General features: G+C 48.8%; 16 protein-coding genes. 6 read left to right on the top strand and 10 right to left on the bottom strand.

Going from position 1 to position 17,681, the window contains the following annotated elements; translation table 11 throughout:
* Positions 1-7: 7 nt before the first annotated feature.
* The 5 genes from IEY39_RS24265 to IEY39_RS24285 form a co-directional block, all read right to left on the bottom strand.
* Entirely contained in the window at positions 8-1,198 is a 1,191-nt protein-coding gene (locus IEY39_RS24265; RefSeq protein ID WP_188936554.1) for a FecR family protein, read from the bottom strand.
* A 5-nt stretch (positions 1,199-1,203) separates the two neighbouring features.
* Positions 1,204-1,767, bottom strand: a complete 564-nt coding sequence (locus IEY39_RS24270) for an RNA polymerase sigma factor (RefSeq protein WP_188936555.1) — start codon at positions 1,765-1,767, stop codon at positions 1,204-1,206.
* A gap of 93 nt (positions 1,768-1,860) precedes the next feature.
* Positions 1,861-2,772: a helix-turn-helix domain-containing protein gene (locus IEY39_RS24275; protein ID WP_188936556.1), complete on the bottom strand. Its 912-nt coding sequence runs from the start codon at positions 2,770-2,772 to the stop codon at positions 1,861-1,863.
* A gap of 26 nt (positions 2,773-2,798) precedes the next feature.
* Positions 2,799-3,611 (bottom strand): SDR family oxidoreductase, encoded by an 813-nt coding sequence (locus IEY39_RS24280; RefSeq protein WP_188936557.1) that lies wholly within the window; start codon positions 3,609-3,611, stop codon positions 2,799-2,801.
* Between the two features lie 144 nt (positions 3,612-3,755).
* Positions 3,756-4,346 (bottom strand): hypothetical protein, encoded by a 591-nt coding sequence (locus IEY39_RS24285; RefSeq protein ID WP_188936558.1) that lies wholly within the window; start codon positions 4,344-4,346, stop codon positions 3,756-3,758.
* A gap of 183 nt (positions 4,347-4,529) precedes the next feature.
* Here IEY39_RS24285 and IEY39_RS24290 point away from each other — a divergent pair, with 183 nt between their 5' ends.
* Entirely contained in the window at positions 4,530-5,528 is a 999-nt protein-coding gene (locus IEY39_RS24290) for an aspartyl protease family protein (protein ID WP_188936560.1), read from the top strand.
* Complete coding sequence (locus IEY39_RS24295; RefSeq protein WP_229689073.1) at positions 5,525-7,036, top strand: glycogen-binding domain-containing protein; 1,512 nt, start codon at positions 5,525-5,527, stop codon at positions 7,034-7,036. The genes IEY39_RS24290 and IEY39_RS24295 overlap by 4 nt, the downstream gene beginning before the upstream one ends.
* 16 nt (positions 7,037-7,052) lie before the next feature.
* Here the strand turns inward: IEY39_RS24295 and IEY39_RS30285 are convergent, their stop codons facing one another.
* The 3 genes from IEY39_RS30285 to IEY39_RS24310 form a co-directional block, all read right to left on the bottom strand.
* Complete coding sequence (locus tag IEY39_RS30285) at positions 7,053-7,595, bottom strand: DUF4397 domain-containing protein (RefSeq protein ID WP_188936932.1); 543 nt, start codon at positions 7,593-7,595, stop codon at positions 7,053-7,055.
* Between the two features lie 62 nt (positions 7,596-7,657).
* Positions 7,658-8,575, bottom strand: coding sequence for a lysophospholipid acyltransferase family protein (locus IEY39_RS24305; RefSeq protein ID WP_188936563.1), 918 nt, complete (start codon positions 8,573-8,575; stop codon positions 7,658-7,660).
* A gap of 283 nt (positions 8,576-8,858) precedes the next feature.
* Entirely contained in the window at positions 8,859-9,368 is a 510-nt protein-coding gene (locus IEY39_RS24310) for a hypothetical protein (protein WP_188936564.1), read from the bottom strand.
* Positions 9,369-9,459: 91 nt separating this feature from the next.
* On the opposite strand from IEY39_RS24310, the gene IEY39_RS24315 reads away from it, so the two are divergent.
* Positions 9,460-10,080 (top strand): hypothetical protein, encoded by a 621-nt coding sequence (locus IEY39_RS24315; protein WP_188936566.1) that lies wholly within the window; start codon positions 9,460-9,462, stop codon positions 10,078-10,080.
* A gap of 75 nt (positions 10,081-10,155) precedes the next feature.
* The gene (locus tag IEY39_RS24320; protein WP_188936568.1) at positions 10,156-13,362 is read left to right on the top strand and encodes a T9SS type B sorting domain-containing protein; all 3,207 of its coding nucleotides are present in this window, start codon (positions 10,156-10,158) and stop codon (positions 13,360-13,362) included.
* 36 nt (positions 13,363-13,398) lie between these two features.
* Here the strand turns inward: IEY39_RS24320 and IEY39_RS24325 are convergent, their stop codons facing one another.
* Both IEY39_RS24325 and IEY39_RS24330 read right to left on the bottom strand, forming a co-directional pair.
* Positions 13,399-14,127, bottom strand: a complete 729-nt coding sequence (locus IEY39_RS24325; protein WP_188936570.1) for a hypothetical protein — start codon at positions 14,125-14,127, stop codon at positions 13,399-13,401.
* Between the two features lie 243 nt (positions 14,128-14,370).
* Positions 14,371-15,873, bottom strand: coding sequence for a Fic family protein (locus IEY39_RS24330; RefSeq protein WP_188936572.1), 1,503 nt, complete (start codon positions 15,871-15,873; stop codon positions 14,371-14,373).
* A 233-nt stretch (positions 15,874-16,106) separates the two neighbouring features.
* On the opposite strand from IEY39_RS24330, the gene IEY39_RS24335 reads away from it, so the two are divergent.
* On the top strand, positions 16,107-16,520 hold the full coding sequence (locus tag IEY39_RS24335) for a hypothetical protein (protein WP_188936573.1): 414 nt from the start codon (positions 16,107-16,109) through the stop codon (positions 16,518-16,520).
* A gap of 10 nt (positions 16,521-16,530) precedes the next feature.
* Positions 16,531-17,679: a ParA family protein gene (locus tag IEY39_RS24340; protein WP_188936575.1), complete on the top strand. Its 1,149-nt coding sequence runs from the start codon at positions 16,531-16,533 to the stop codon at positions 17,677-17,679.
* The last annotated feature ends 2 nt before the right edge of the window (positions 17,680-17,681 follow it).

Consider the following 17,681-nt stretch of genomic DNA (forward strand, 5'->3'; position numbering starts at 1 on the left):
ATAAAGTTTATGGAAGCACCAATACTTTTTTACCTTCTATCTTAAAATGATTGGTTCCACTGGCTTCCAGCAGAGCAAGCACATCTGCCAGATCCAGGTTCTTGCTGATATTGCCGCCAAGCGGCGCCTTATCAGGCTGGACACGGTAAACGATCTCTATATCATACCACCTGGAAAGCTGTCGCATGATAGCGGTCAGATCAGTATTATCAAATTCAAACAGCCCATTTTTCCATGCCGTCGCCTGAAGGGTATCGACCTGCTTCACCCGCAGTTGATGATTGACGCTGTCAAAGGCAGCCTGCTGACCAGGCATTAATCTTGTGACCAGTTCGCCCTTGGATACGGCAACAGCGCCCTGTAGTAAGGTGGTATTGATCGTTTGTTCATCGGGGTAAGCCATAATATCGAAGTGTGTCCCCAGCACATTGACCCGCCCTCCATCCCCGGAAGGTGTACGTATATTCACGATAAAAGGCATGTGAGGGTTCTGCTCTATCTCAAAATACCCTTCACCCGTCAGCTCGACCGCACGTTCGTTGCCTTGGAAAGTAGCTGGGAATCGCAGCGAGGAAGCGGAGTTGAGCCATACCCTGCTGCCGTCGGGAAGGACAACCCGGTATTGTCCACCCCTGGGTGTCATGATCGTATTATAGTATAAGCCCGCTTCGTCAGGCCCAGCCATAGCAACCAGCGAAACTGTACCATTGCCCTTGATGATCCGCGTAATCCCCTGCTGTGCAATCTGCCCATTATGAACGCTATCCAGTGCTATCCGACTCCCATCGGCAAGCAAAAGCACAGCTTTGTTGATATTGCCCGGTGCAATCCTGGCAACTTGCGGCCGATGAGAGTCGCCTGCATCAGGCTGTTGTCGCATTTTTACAAGCCAGATCGATAAAACGAAGCCCATTAAAGCCGCGGCAACAGCAGTAGACCGCACCAAAACCCGACGAACAGCCTTCCGCTTGCCCGCCGCGATTACATCGTGCTCTGTCAACACTCCCTGCCACATAGCTGCAAAATCCTTCTGCCAATATTCTTCAAAGCCTCCTTCAAGGATAGCCGTCCGCAGTTCCTCCCATTCCGGCTGTGAAAGGCCATCGTTCCGGTATAATTGTAGCAGATGGGAGAAACGTTCGGGCGTCATATAGCATAAAGACGATGCACAGGAAAGATCGGCCCAATCGAAAAGCAAATAAATTAAAATAATCCGCCCAGGTGGTGTAAGCATTTGCGGACGAAGCGGCGGGCCAGCTCCAGGTGCCGCTTCACCGTGAACCGGGAAATGTGCATAGCAGCAGCTATCTCGTCATAGCTCATCTGCTCTTCGCTGGAAAGCAGGTAGACTTGCTGCTGCTGGGAAGGTAGGCGGGCAACGACCTGGCGAAGCAGCTGCCTACCCTCTTTTTCCTGTAGGCTGGCCGTCACCAGGTCTGAATGTTCCGGGGATTGTTGCCGTAGGGCAGCCAGGTGTTTATGCTCCGCGGCAACCTTTCTGAAGTAATCAAATACCGTATTGCGTGCAAGGATATAGAGATAATCGTCCGGGTCCTGCACCTGTATCAGCCGTTCCCGGTATTCCCATATCTTAATATATACCACCTGGACGATCTCTTCAGCTATCTGCGGGTCTTTGACATAAGCCATAGCGGCCTTATAGATCATCGCATTGGTCTGGTGATAAAATCTGTTAAAGGCAGATGTGTCGCCCTTGGAAATGAGTCGCAGCAGCGCTTTATCTATATGAAAGGGAGTCGCAGACATCCTGGTAGGAGTGCGACAAAACTAAGAAAAGGACAAGCCATTTATTTTTAGCAAAAATCAACGTAACAATAACTTAATCCGCCCCTCCCCTCTCTAATTGAGATGGCGGAACTCACTCGGCGACTTGCCTGTCTTGGCCTTAAAGATCTTTGTAAAATGAGAAGGATGTTCAAAGCCGAGTTCGTAGGCGATCTCGCTGATCGAATTTTCCGTTCCCCATAATAACGACTTGGCTTTTTCGACCAATTCGAGGTGAATATGTTCCATGGTGCTCTTTCCGGTAAATTTCTGCAGCAGATCGGAAAGATAAGTGGGTGACAAGTGCAGCTTTGAAGCAAAATAAGTGACGGCGGGCAAACCGGTTTCTATTAATGTGCTCTGGTTGAAGTATTCTTTTAGTAAGGTTTCAAAGCGCTGTACAACGTCGGAGTTCACTTTGGCCCGCGTATAGAACTGCCGGTCATAAAAACGGTTGCAATAGTTCAAGAGCAGTTCCAGGTTGCTGACGATAAGGCCCTGGGTATGCTTATCGATGGATTGCATATATTCTCTGGCGATCTTATCGACACAATCTTTAACAAGCCTTTTTTCTTCCTCCGAAATGTGCAGCGCTTCATTCACCTCATAGTGAAAAAAGGAATACTGATGCATCTTTTTGCCTAGATCCGTTCCATACAACAAGTCCGGATGAAAGAACAAAGCCCATCCTTCCTCCACCTTGACGTCAGGACCCGGACCGATCACCTGTCCGGGTGCGGTGAATAATAGCGAGCCTTCTTTAAAATCATAATGACCTTTACCGTAATGCAGCAACCCCTCGAATTTTTTGCAGGAGATCGTGTAAAATCCAAATCGGTAAAGGGAATCATCTTTATGCCGCATGGCGTAAAAATCCGTATGGTCAATTACCCCGACTAGGGGATGCCGCGGCCGGGGAAATTTTACCAGATCGTACAGGTCGTCGATCGATTCCAGGTCAATATAAGGTTTGACTGCTCTTTTCATTAGTGACCTAAAGTTACCGCTTTCACTCAGACACCCAATTGTCCTGCCATCATTGTTTTGAACGCCACATCGTCCATTTGCCGCCGGGCCTCCAGCAATTGTGCTGTGTCGTGGCCAACTGGATAACGTAACTTATCGGTGCCGTCCGAGGCAGCCTCATAAATAGCTTCGGCCACCTCGCCGATATTCTCTGACAAGGGCCACTGCTGTATCTTCTCCTGGAACCGGTCGTAGGCTACTTGATAACCGTCCAGGTCACCAACACCGTAAAAATTTAACCCGCCATCGATAAAGTTTGTTTTATAACCGCCCGGTTCGACCAATTTCAGTCGGATACCCAGTGGGTTGAGTTCGTATTGCAAGGATTCGGTCAACCCCTCTATGGCAAATTTAGTGGCGTGATAGAGGGACGAGAATGGGAAGCCAAGCCTTCCGCCAACGGAAGACACATTGACAATGGTACCGGCCTTCCGCGCCCGCATGCCAGGCAAAATGGCCTTGGTGACTTCGATCAGCCCGAAGAAGTTGACCTCAAACTGCTGCCTGATCACTTCCTCTGACGCAGCTTCCAGTGCGCCAAGCGTTCCGAAGCCGGCGTTATTCACCAGTACATCGATCGCCCCGAACTGACGAATACCCGCAGCTACCGCCGTCGCAATGCTGGTCTTGTCCGTAACGTCCAGCCTGGTCACGTGCACACCACCGAGTGCGGATAGTTCCGTTTCTTTTCCGGGTCTACGCATGGTAGCGATCACATTCCAGTCTTTTTGATGAAATAGCTTAGCGGCTTCTCTTCCAAAGCCGGAAGACGCGCCGGTAATAAATACGGTCTTTTTCATTTGAACTTGTGTTTATTGGTACCACACAAAGCTCTCATTACCGATCCGGCGCCACTTATACGTTTCTTCTGAATGCTTATATATTTCTTCGATCAGTACTAAGGTTAATGACCCCGGCTTTCTCATTCGCCGGGGTCATGCTGTTTATTGAGAACCTAATTTCTTAGGAACATTCGAACTATTCGCGGGAAGATTCAGCAATTTCGTGATCGCCGGATAAGGCATACTTTTAATTTGCTGTGGACCCATTCCCTTGAACATCGTAGTGGCGATAGCGCCGGGAATAACGACAAAGCGGTAGTTGTAACCGGAATAATTGAATCCGGCCGAGTTACTCGCAGCAGGTGGCAACGATGCAACATATATATCGCCCACATAATAGGTCTCCGTCAACGCAGTCGCGGCATTAAAAATGAGCTGATTCCCCTGGTTATCGACGGTTTCTAAATAGGTTGCTATCGTCCCGGTATTTAAGATATTACTCGTTATCGCATCGGCAGTGAAATTCTGATAATAAGTCGTGTCGGAATGGGCATCGATGGTACTAGACATATTCACAGGCATCCAGCTGCTATAAAGCACACTGTCGGGGCCCGGAGCGCCATCTGCGCCGTTTGCACCGTCTGCACCCGCAGGCCCCGCAGGACCGGCAGGACCAGTATCCCCTTTGACACAGCTAATGAGCGCACAAGTAATAACAAAAAACAGGCCGTAGAAAAAATGAAGTTTTTTCATCTTTGATTAATGATTAAAGAAGAATAGTTAATAATGTAGTTGATTCGAATGTCCGGACGGATATACTAGACCGATAGAATTGTTAATGGTTTATTGCGCTCACCACTAACAAAAAACAAAGCCGTGGATGACAACGGCTTTGTAAATAGAAACATATAGAAATTATTATAGTAACTTCCCTCTATGAAACCCGGGAGGGCATACCTGATTGCTGCCATGATTGCCGTCTTTTTCTCCGGCAGTCCGGCATATACACTATCGCTCTCCCCCGTATTCCCCCACCGGGTTCAACGCACGTTCCCCGGCGATCCTGCTATCTCCATCGATCCTGTCATATCCAGCGATTCTGCTTCCTGTACCATTCCCTTTACCCGCATAGGAAATCTGATCCTCATCCGGGCGAAGGTGGATACCACCACAGGTTACTTCGTCCTGGATACCGGGGCCCCGGGGCTGGTGCTGAACATAACCTATTTCCGTCATTACCCCGCCTCCAGTGCGACAGAGGGAGGGGGAATCACCGGTTCGGCCGCTATCTCCGCCCGGACTGCTGTGGACAGCCTCCGGATGGGGCCGGTCAGGTATTCCCATGTGGATGCTGATCTGATCAACCTGGGCCATATAGAAAGCAGCAAAGGAGTCAGAATATACGGTTTGCTGGGTATGGAACTGCTCATGCATTTTGAAATGATCATAGATTACGGCGCCAGCGTCATTTACCTGCACCTGCTGGGGAAAAAAGAGTCGGGCGTTTACCATAACCCGCAATTGACGGACACCAGTGCCTACAGCACCATCCCCATCGATATCGATGGTAATAAGATCATTGTAAATATTTACCTGAAAGGGAAAAAACTGAAATTCGTCATAGATAGCGGGGCCGAAACCAATGTTCTGGACAGCCGGCTGCCTGACAAAGTGTTTCAGCAGGTGGAAATCACCCGCAAGGTGCTATTGGGTGGCAGCGGGAGTCATAAGGTGGAAGCATTGTACGGAGATATCAAAGGCCTTCGCATCGGAGACAGGGATATCACCAATCTTCCCATCCTCATCACGAACCTGCAGAGCATGTGCGACTCCTATAATACAAGTTGTTTGGACGGGGTGTTGGGCTTCGACTTCCTGTCGCTTCATAAAATAGGTTTTAATTTTGTGAACCATAAGATGTATATATGGAAATGAGAGGAAACAGACGACGGATCGGACGGCTGGCGGGCATTGGGTTGCTTGCTTGCCTGCTGTTCGTGGTGTTTCCCGGACAGCTGTTCTCCCAGAAAAACCCGAAATGGACCTCCTATACCGTCAGCGATGGCAGGATGGTTATCAGCCTGAGCAGGAATCTCGATAAGGCCTCGTTGGACAGGTTCATTGAACAGTACGACCTTTCGGACCTCGATCTGCCCAAATTGCTCTTTGGTCACTACGGGAAGGAGGCTGGAGAACAAATGTTCCGGCAACTGCAGAAAATGGGTTGGAGAGTGGATGCGAACAACCAGCGGATGATCATCCTGAGCAAGCAGATGCTGGCGGTAGGTAACCTGAATGACCCTGGCCGGCGAATGAGCCTTATAGAAGATCATCCCAATACTTATGACCTTTTCCCCGCACAAAACGACAACCTGGTATTTGGGTTCAACCGATTCGTTGGAAAATACCCCTTTGCAGTGAAGGATTCCCTCGTCTCCTTCTTTTTGAGAGGTCATACCTCAGCCCGTCAGGTGCTCTTAGCCGGCAGCTTTACCAACTGGCAACATGCAGCCCTGGAGATGAAGAAGACGGACAGCGGATGGACGACCCTCGTACCATTGGGTCCCGGAAAGTATTGGTATAAATTCATAATAGATGGCGGATGGACGATAGACAGGGATAATCAACTGAATGAAGACGACGGGATGGGCAATACGAATTCTGTTTATTACAAAACCAATACGATCTTCGTCCTTCCGGGAGTCAATGCCGCCCGGGATGTCTACCTGGCTGGCAGCTTCAATAAATGGAATCCGGGAGAATTGCCCATGTCAAAAGGAGCTTATGGTTGGACTATTGACCTTTACCTGGCGGAAGGCACGTATACCTACAAGTTCCTGGTAGATGGGAAATGGATGGAAGACCCGGCCAACGGCGCCCGGCTGCCGGACGGACATAATGGATTCAATTCCATGCTCCGGTTGGGGGAGCCGCATCGTTTTTTCCTGAAAGGCTATACATCGGCTAGATCGGTGGCGCTCGCGGGCTCCTTCAATGAATGGAGGACTAATGACCTGCTGATGCATCGGACGCCGGAAGGTTGGGAGTTGCCCTACACCTTAGGCCCCGGCAACTACCAATATAAATTCGTGGTGGATGGAAAATGGATCACCGATCCTGCCGATTCCTTATTCGTCTTTGACAGGGACAACCATTCGGTCAATTCCTACCTGATCGTACAACCGAACTATATTTTCCGGCTGGAAGGCTACTCGAATGCCAGAGCCGTATACCTCGCAGGGGATTTTAACGACTGGACATCAAATTCACTAAGGATGACCCGGGCCGGGAATGCCTGGGTCGTCAGCGTGCATCTGTCCGTCGGCAAGCACCTCTACAAATTTGTCGTAGACGGTAAATGGATCAAAGACCCCGCCAATCCCCTATGGGAGGAAAATGAATCTCATACGGGCAATTCGATCATTTGGATGGAAGAACACTGAACAACCCTGCTTCTGCCTAAGATCGGAGTTCAGTTAAAGTAGCCACATTTCCTGGTTTGTTGACGTTAAAAGCAGTAATGCTATATGATCCCGGAGTTACCTGCACAAACCCGGAAGCCGCTCCATAAGCTATATTCGAACCTACCACGTTATTTCCTACTGCGGCAGTAATGGAAGTAGCCGTGGAATCCGAAGAAACATTGACGAGGCGGGCAAATGCATTGTTTGCATCCGATGCAGGAAAATTATCAGTTATCAGAACAAGGGAATCGGCTAACACAGTGCCACAGTCGAAAACGGAATAACTCGCATTGGCACTGAGTGTCGCGGTAAGGCTTCCCAGGGATCCAACGCCATTGAGCATGTCATTGAGGGTCACGTTTCCTGGAGCAATACCCTGATAACCGGAATTACCCAGATAAGCGACGGAACCAGCATTGGGTAGATTAGTCCCGTTTACAGTCAGGGATGTAGCCGTAGCGCCTACGCAACCATTTGCTAATAATATTCTGGCGCTTGAAGATGACGAGTTTGATTTACTGCAGGAGGAAATAGCAATGAAACCTGCTCCTGCAAAGTCAGACTAACTGACATTCATGAAGTAAATCTCCGGTTGGTTAATCACGTGTTAATGCAAGGAATACCCGCCATTGCGCCCTCATCGATCCTCAGCGATTCATACTCTTCCTTCCAGGCATGTTTCCATCTCCGGTGGCTCCACAGCCACATGTCTGGCCGGCTACGGATCACGGATTCCAGGTATCGTACATATTCGCGGGTCAGCTCGCCTTCCGGCAGCGCGGCTGCATCCATACAAGCGAGCTTGATGGTAGCGTGATAATGACCACGCCGGGGTTTGTCGATAGCTGCAAAGACCACCGGCAGGTGCCCGCTGCGCGCCCCTTTTTCCGGTCCGCTGGCAAAAGGGGTAGCGCGTCCCATGAAGTCGATCCAATAAGAGGTTTGCATATTGCCAGGGCATTGGTCGGCGACCAGCCCAAGCAAGTATTGGCTGGGGAGATACGGAACAATGGCTTCGCGCATATTGGGCGCCGGCAAAAATACATTGCCGCTGCGGGTTCGAAGCCGGTAGAAAAGCTTTTCAAATACCTTATTGCCGATGGGCATATATACGACCAATATCTGGTATTTCGTCAACGCAGTCAGCACGATCTGACCCCATTCCCAATTGAAAGTATGCCCCAGGTGCATCTGGCAGGCCTTACCCGACGCGTACACGTCTTCCAGCACGCGCGCATCTACCGTGAATCGTTTGTGCAACCAGGACTCATTCGCGGATACAAGCTTGATGACCTCCACAAAAGAATCGATGAAGTTATGATAGAATTTTTTCGCGATGCGGATACGTTCGGCTTCCGTTTTCTCAGGGAAAGCTTGCCGCAGATTGTCCATGACGACTTTCCTTCGATAGCCGATGACGTAATAGACTATCCCATAAATGCCGTCTGACAGCAGATAAAGGATCCGCATGGGAAGAAGAGATACAAGGTAGAGGAACCCGTAAAAAAAATAATACATGACAGAGCCAATGGGGTTTCCATGGAGGGACCATGGAGATTAGTGTTATGGAAATGAGTTAAAGATTCGTCGGGGTCGTTTCGCTCGTCTGAAGGTATGTTGGGGCGCCTCATCGGAGGTGCCGGCGTCGCGCTAAAGATAGAGGTAATTATTGTAAATAAACCAACAATTTTTGTATTTGTAAGCTCCCGGAGGATAAAATGCCCTAATGACGCTTGAGAAATCCATTGCAGAGGTCCAAAGAAGATATCCCGTATCAACCGCGATCCCAGTCACAAATTAGCTATGGCTGATAATGCTCGTTTTCTATGGTAAAAATATAAACCTTAACGCCTTCACCCTGATCCATCTCCTCATAATCTATGCGTAGCCGGTCTTTTTGATAATGGACCGACTTGGAAGGGCTGTTCCCACCAATATCCGGAGTTGAAACAGTATGCTTGGTAAATCCTTGCTTTAAAAGCTGGTCGATAAAATCTACGGCCTCTTTCTTTTGCCAGAGTCCGTACTGCAGTTCCAGGATGTTCAGCTTTTTCCTCCAGCCCACGTGGAGGCTTCGTTGAATGGCACCCGAGTCCGTCTTAGCCAGATAAGAATAATTGACAATGCTGAAGTCGTCATTGGACGAAAACACCTTCTTCTCAAATCCCTTTTGAGTCATAAAGGAATCGACTTCCAGAGCTTTTTTTGTAGCTAGGGAAATGAATGCTGCGGGGCTTAGCGTCTGGGCGAGGCCGGAAGCCCATCCGCAAACCAGAAGGAGAGTGAGCGCGAGGGTCATAAATTTCTGCATGAACAAATTTATGAATTATCTTTACCCCAATGAAACTCCTTCTCTTCTATAAACTACGTCCGAAACACCACCATGAACCTAACTCTGATTTATGAAATTTCTGTCCTTTAGCATACTGCTGATGATTCTCCATTTCACAACGTATAGTCAAACCATCGATACGGCCGGCTATATCCGCGGCGAAATGCATTCCAGTGATGATTCCCTTGTGGGCTATTTCAAGTTTGATCACACTTTCGGTCAAAATGGACAATCGGTCTGGTATAAGAAAGATCTCCAGACTACTAAGACCAAGCGGTTTCAAACCTATAAATATGATTATTTCACCTCTGACAGTCTCTATATGGAACTCTTTGAAGTAATGCCCTATGGATTTGGTGAAATAAGGGTGATGGTTCCTCGCGTGATCAATGGCCCTATCCAGTTATTTTATTTCCCGCATAGCACTCCATTTGCCATTATTCAGCCAAAAAACGAACCTTATTTGATTAAAACGGCAAATTGGAAAAAACGCGTAAGTTATCGGAAATTCAAGCGGGACATGAGGGAAGTACTCGGGGAGTCGTCGCTGGTTTACAAACAAATAGAACAAGAGACATTGAAGTACGATGACATCCCGATGATCGTTCGATTGGCTAACATGAATGCGGATGAGAGTACTATTCAAGACTATATAGCACACAAGAAATCAGCTGCTACTTCTACGAATTAGCGTTACCGGGACCCGGCGAAAGCTCCCCCGCCCCCCTGGAGATCACGCCTTTTTTGCCTATCTTGTACCCACTCTATGCGGCTGACCCTGACCCTACTCCTCTTGACCTGGACCCTCTCCGCCTTGGCGACAACGTTCACCGTGACCACCAATGCCGACAGCGGACCCGGTTCCCTTCGTGACGCCATTAACCAGGCCGCCGCCAATGGTGCCGGCCCCAACCTTATCGTCTTCAATATTGCAGATCGATCCCGGGCAGGCCGGACCATCACCTTGGCATCCACTCTGCCCAAACTGCCCTCCAATACCACGATTGACGGAACCACCCAACCCGGTGCACCCTTTGGCATAAGCGCCGCCCGCGTCATCATCACCGATGTAAGCGCCTCAGATCATTTTTACTATTTTAATATCGTTGGGGTCGATAATATTCAGCTTTACGGCCTCTTCCTCCAAAGTGTCTCTTATTATTTTGGCATTTCTGTCCAGCAGTGCAACAATGTTAACATCGGCGCCGCCGGCAAGGGAAATATCATCCAGGGCTTCGCGGCGGCCATTAGCATCGTCAATATCCCGGAAGAGCCTTTCACCACCGACAACATAACCATTCAGGGAAACATCATGGGGACCGATGAGAGCGGAACGAGCGCCAGTACCGCGCAACTTAACGGCACCAGCATTGCTACCATTGAGGTCACCAATCTGCAGATCGGGGGCCTCAACCCCGGCGAAGGCAACCTGATGAATCAAACAATCGAACCTTTGGAATATTCCACCATCACCGATCAGAACTTCGGCTATCTCAATATCCAGGGCAACAAAGTGGGCGTTGATGTCACCGGCAACAAAAGACTATCTCCCAATAACGCACCTTTCCTCATCGATGGCAATTGGAATACCGGAAAACCCACCATCCTCGTCAACATCACGGATAATGTCAGCGTCGGCGGTTACGAGCTCACAGACATCTTCAATCCTTTTGTCATCCAGGGCAATCACATCGGCGTAGCCCTGGACAACGTCACCAACCTTATCAGCGGCGCCACCAACAGTAATGGAGACAATATTTCACTGAACAATTGCAGCCAGGGTCTCATTGGCGGCCCCGGCGCTGGCCAAAAGAACTATATTGCCAATAATGTTGAAGGCGTTGTCGAAGCCAACTGCGGTCCCATTACAATCTCCCAAAACAGCTTTTTCTGCAATACCTCCATCGGAATCGTATTCGACGCTGCTCATTACAGCCACCCCGCTCCCTATGTGAACATTTCCGTCCTGACCACCGGCACGGTCGGCGGCACCGCCCTGCCCAATTCCACCATCGAGCTGTTCTACGACGACCTATGTCCCGGCTGCGAAGGGAAAACCTACATCGGCGCCACCACCGCCGACAACAACGGCAACTGGAGCTATTCACTCCCGGCCACTGGCGCTATCGTCGCCACGGCTACCGACACCTATGGCGCTACTTCCGCCTTTTCCACCGCCACCATCAATACGACCAATATTGTCGTGCAAAACGCCACTTGCGGCCGCAACAACGGCTCCATTAAAAACATCCAGGTCTCCAGCGGAACGCAGTGGTACTGGCAGGATGCTAACGGCAATATTATCTCCAACAGCCTCGACCTCACAAACCTCGGCCCGGGCACCTATACCTTCGTCACCTCCATCGGCGGCGAAGCCTGTAACGCCAGCAGCACACCCTATACCATCACCAACGTTACCTTGCCTCCATTCGATCCTGCCTCCATTACCGTAACCCAACCCAGTTGCGGACAGGTCTCTGGTTCGCTTTCTTATTCCGGCACGTTCGATGCGGCTACAAACTATAGTTGGCTAAGTGCCGGGGCCACGGTATGCCCCGATTTCAGCGCGGCCAATCCCTTGCAGGGACTCGCACCGGGGGCCTACACGCTGCAGCTCGCACTTAAGCAGGACCCCACCTGCTTAGTGCAATACGGTCCCTACACGCTCGCCATCCAGCCAGCGCCCTCGCTTATTACGACAACGGTCAATGTGATCGGCACTACCTGCGGCAATGCCAATGGATCGGTGACCGGCATTACGTACCAAAACGCCATACCGCCTGTGTACTTGGCATGGCTAAACGATCAGGGCACGACGGTTTCGACTGCCCTTGACCTTCAGAACGTCAAAGCCGGCAAATACCGCCTCGTATTTAAGGACGGTGGCACCTGCGATACCATTTTCTCCCTCTGGTATCCGATTGTTGATAACGGCACGATCTCGTACGATACCAGTGGAATGGTCATTACACCTGCCTCCTGTGCCACGCCCAACGGCTCCATCACCGGTATAGTTTTCACAAATGCTTCCACCTTCACCTGGACGAGCGTAGGCGATGCAACTGTCATCGGCAATACCCAGGACCTCACCGGCCTTCCCGGCGGCGTCTATCAGCTCGGCATGAGCAACGCATATGGCTGCCAGGCCCAGATACCACGCCTAACCGTCCCGCAGGTCCCTAAACCGGCTTTCAATTATGCCGATCTCCAGTTGCAGGACGACACCTGTAATGCCGGTACCGGCTTCATCCGGTACCTGACCATGATCGATATAACCAGGACCTACACCTGGAACTGGTACAACAGCGAAAGTCCTTCCACACCCATCGGCACCACCGCGGGCTACCTGGGCAACCTGAAAGCTGGCGTGTATACGGTTACCGTCACTGACCAGTATTCCTGCGTCGTCACAAGTAAACTGCTCACTATCACCGATATCGAACTCACACCCCCCGTCCCGCAGGTCATCGATCAATACATCCCAAGGAATACTTCGACTGTCATCACGGTAGGCAATCCCCAAAAGGGACTATATCAACTACTCGACGGCCCCACGTCCGGCGCAACGATCCTGGACAGCTCAGCATCAGGCATTCTGCACACCCCCGATATCTCACAGGATGAGACCCTGTATGTTATTTTCACCAGGGGAGATTGCGAGAGCGTCCTGGCGCCCGTGAACATCAAAGTTTTCGATTCGGTCCGCATCTTCGTCCCCAATGCATTCACCCCCAATGGTGATGGAGCGAACGATCGCTGGCATATCAAGATCCAGGGGCTCACAAAGAAGATACAAATAAGCGTATTCGACCGTTGGGGCACCAATGTCTTCACCAGCAACGATCCCAATCTTTCCTGGGATGGCACCGCTGGCGGCCATCCACTTTCCGGAACCTTCGTCTACATCATCTCCGGAGTCGATTATTACAATAAGCCGTTTCGGATAAAAGGCACCGTCATAATCATTCGTTAACGGGTTACCATTAATGGGTCGGTGTAGTTACTGGACTCATGGGTAGTTTTTCGGAAAAGTTAAAGCAACCGGCCACGAAACTCCATTATTATCCTGCACATAGACGGGAGGTTCACCGCTCAGTGGAGAGACTCTCCAAACTTTTATAAGGCCGGCATTGGGCCTGACGCTGCTCCCTGGAGCCCATGCCGCGTCTATATATCCCAGCTTTGCCACGAAGCAAGAGTCGTGATAGTTCAACGGGTGGTATGGTGAATCAGCCAACAGCGCGGGACCGCCGGGGTTGACATACTCTGCAAGTCTTTCAAAGAATGCGCTTCGCAGTGTAGACAAGGCTTGGTGACCGGAGGTGTCCGCATCGGGGGCAGGGCCATCGTAGCCGTCCCAGTAATGCGGTGGTGGGGGCTGCAACTGCCCGCCATTAAATAGAAAGATTTTATCGCCTGCAACACTAAAGAGGGGCAAATTACGGTAGAATTGAACCGCCAGTATTTGTTCCTGGATTCCGTTGTACGTGCTGTCATGTACCGTATAGACCTTGAATGAATAGAATTGCAGATTAGCCGTAGAAAGATTGTTCTCCCGGAATAACCTGTTGATCGAATCAATCTCGTCCCGGGGCAGGAGGGTATCCGTCAGCATGGGTACGACCCGGGTGATGCACCCGCAGTCGGAGTCATGGGAAGCCGCATGTTTGGAGCAGGAAGCCCAAAAAAATATCAACCCGGATAACAGGAGCCAGCCATATCGTAGCGAACCGTTCATATCACTTAGTTATGTAGGCTTGACAACAAAGAATTCCGCACCGTTGCATCCCGTTATAATACATAAATTTGGCAATGCGCGCAACTCAACTCAACCTTAAGAATCGCCTGGTTAGCATGTTGCTGGACCACGCGATTTCTGTCCTGGCGGCGGTCCGTCACTTCCAATACAGAAAATGAAAAGGCTTGATCTACCAGCTTTTCAAATTTGCATCAATTTCTCTATACTTTCGAAATCCTTTGTTTAGTCTAACTCATAGATCCTTCGATAAGCCTCCTGCATTAGCTGAATTTCTTCGTCGGTCAGTTTCTCAAAATATTCGCGTCTCCTTTTTGGAAATATGCCTTTGTTCTGATGAAGAAACGTAAGCATCATCGTGATGTTCTTATCCGGCATATCTACTATCTGCTGAACCGCCCGTTTAGCTTCATCGAAGCGTTGAACGAAGGTCAGTTCGTTGGGCATATCCTCCCGTATCGTTTCATGGATGGTACGGATTAGGTAAATGCACTGATCGGTAAGGTCGGGATATCTGAAGTAGCCTTCTATTTCCTCCGGATTGAGGATTTCTACTTCTCCTATTCCAGACGTCGAATATTTTACACGTTGCATCAGCGGCTTGGAGTATTTTTCCAGGATCACGTCATACTCCCTGATATGATTGAGCATATGAGCGGACACAGGAATGATCAAACCTTTTGGCACTTTTTCATCGTGGGCTAGTACATCGTGTATTAGAAACCGATGCAAGCGACCATTGCCATCCTCAAACGGATGAACAAATACAAACCCAAAGGCGATTAAGGTCGCCCTTGCTTCTGCGGGGGTCTGTCCTGCCGTTTTAAGTGTCAGCGCTTGTAGTCCCTCCATTAATGAAGGCATCAGGTTAGGAGGTGGGCAGATATAGTGAAAGATTTCCTGGCCATTGCTCATCGACTGGCCGACATAATTCTGAAAATTCCGAAAAGCAGCGGCGGCAAAACGAGGATCGACAATAGCATTTTGCAAGGCTACGAGCCGACTTTCCTGGAGCATTTGTTCATTGGGCTCAGAGCCCGCCATTTGCAGCAAACCAACAAACTTTTGTGTCCGGTCTGCGGAAGGCTGTTCCTTTTCTATTTCGTAGGACGATTTCGTCTCCTTGGTGTATAGGTAATTTGTTGCCCGCCTGAAAATATCTTCAGGGTAGTTCGCCTTAAGCTCTTCTAATTTTGTTGTGAGGTCTTGTCCTAATAAGTCGTCTAGTTCCCTGGTTTTCCGGATAATCGGGCAATACGCACTCGTACCGAGAAGATTGTTATTAAGTCGCCAGCGGGAATTCTTTTCCGTTCGCCCGGTCAGATATTTATCGGAATCCATCAGGTCAATGTAATTACCGGAAACCGATCGGTTAAGCGTGAGGGACTTCCCCATCAGGAATTCGTACCAAAAGCCAATCTTTCGCCCCGACCGGCCGGCAGGTGATTCACCGATAAAAGCCTCGATCTCCATTTTCGGGACCAGCTGAAAAATAGCTTGTAAGAAGTCCAGATTGAGATCGTCGTATTTTAGGTAAAACTCAATCTGGTGCACCACATTGTTTTCAATTGTAACAGCATACTTAATACCGTAATCTTGTTCTATATTCCCTTTCGAGGTTAGCCGAATCGATGCATTATTCGCTATATAGGAACTGTGTGTCAAGGTGTAATTCACCAGGTTAAAGTGTTCTTTCAGCCATTGTCCTCCCACTGGTCTTGCGTCCATAAGTGCTCCTTTGTTATAACTGTAAAATTGATTGGCTTAACTATAAAATTGATCAAAAGGAAGGTTTTACTTGTAAAACTGATAAGGTTGTTCCGATCAAAGTTACTGTAAAAATGATACAATATGCAGTAAACATGATAAACATTGGGTAAAATTACCGTAAAATTGATTAAAGAAGGCTTTCTGCGTAGCTCTTATTGCTTCCTCTTGCATTAAAAGATCAACAGAAGAAGTTGGAAGCCGATCTGGATGTCCAAAAAAAAGCCGCCATTCGCCTAAATGCAGAATATGCGACGAAGATTCAGGGGCTTCTTTATAGCATAAGTGAGCAGAATCAAAGCCTGATGATGACCTTGCGAAGCGCTTATATTGGGTTTCAAACAAATCCGTGTGAAGGTGACGGCTTTTTTCTTCGGCATGTTGAATCCGTTAACCAGGGACAATACCGATTGATGGAACTGAAGGCACAAATTGCCGGGTTGATCGCGCTTGCTCAGGCGTATCCCAATTCACCTGAAAAACTGGTTCCGGTGTACCTGGAGATCGTTGGAAAGTTAGGAGGATCGGCCTTCAATGAAGTGGTCAGGGCGGAAATCGAGAGGAATAGGGAAATAGCAAAAAAATGGACGGGGGGTAACCATGAGTAAAATAATTTGCATGGTCAGCCCGAAAGGAGGATCAGGAAAAACGCTGCTGACGTGTACTTTTGCCAGTTTTCTCAATTCGCTTGGCAAAAAGGTGCTGATCGTCGACGTTGATCCTATTACTAATGGACTTACCTTATTTTATTTAAAGGAGGTGTATTCGCAATGTAAAATTGCGGCATCGGAGCTAAGAAAACCTTCAGGGACATTCGACATGACAACAGTACTAACACCGTTGGAGATTGTCAAACTCCCCGATGGAGTGCATATGATACCTGCGACCTTTTCCTTTTTCAAAACTGAATCAACAGATATTTCTACATTTCATGCGAGACTACTACAGATAGAAGGAGAATTTAGCGATAAATATGATTACATTTTTTGGGACACCTCCTCTGGATCAGGTATTCACACAAATGTAGCAATGAGAAGAGAGATATCAGACGCAGTAGTAATTGTAAGCGAATATGATGCTTTGTCGACTGTAGGTGTTGATAGACTAAAAGCTTTATTTGGAGAAGAACTTACCAGTAACAGAATTTCGGTTTTGCTGAATAAGATGTTGCCTGATTTTGTCCGGACTTTCGAAATTCTTCTTAAATCCGATCGGCATTTGAGTCCTATACCCTGGTACGAAGAAGTGATGAATGCGTATTCGCTAGGAAGGCTTCCCTTAGACCTGCAGGATGGAAATGATTTTACACTGGCTATCATGCAAACGTTAAGATCACTACTAAGAGATTCTATTTCGGAGGAAATCGAAAGATGGACCAGGGAGAGGCCGGTGCGGCTCCGGGAACCTATTAAAGTGCAGTATGAAGATGCCAAACAGGAATTAAAGAATCTTCTTTCTGTCAGTGGAAAGAATGGAAATAAATGGTTACGCTGGATGCTGAATTTGATATTTGCTTACCTGTTTGGAGATCTTCTTTTTTCGTTTTTATGGAGGAATGACAAACCATATGACAAGCTGCAGATCGTCGGGATTTTCTCAATAATATTAACCTTTATGCTAGTGATCCGCTTAAATAAATTCTTAATCCTGGAAGATAAGATCAACCGAGATGAAGTTAAGCGACTCCAACTTAAAATAGAACAACTGGAGGTATTGATCTCGGCTGAACAGGTGGGTCAGCAGGGCGAATCATTCCGTCCGAAGTGATT

The sequence above is a fragment of the Puia dinghuensis genome, from assembly GCF_014642875.1.
Taxonomy (GTDB): Bacteria; Bacteroidota; Bacteroidia; order Chitinophagales; family Chitinophagaceae; genus Puia; species Puia dinghuensis.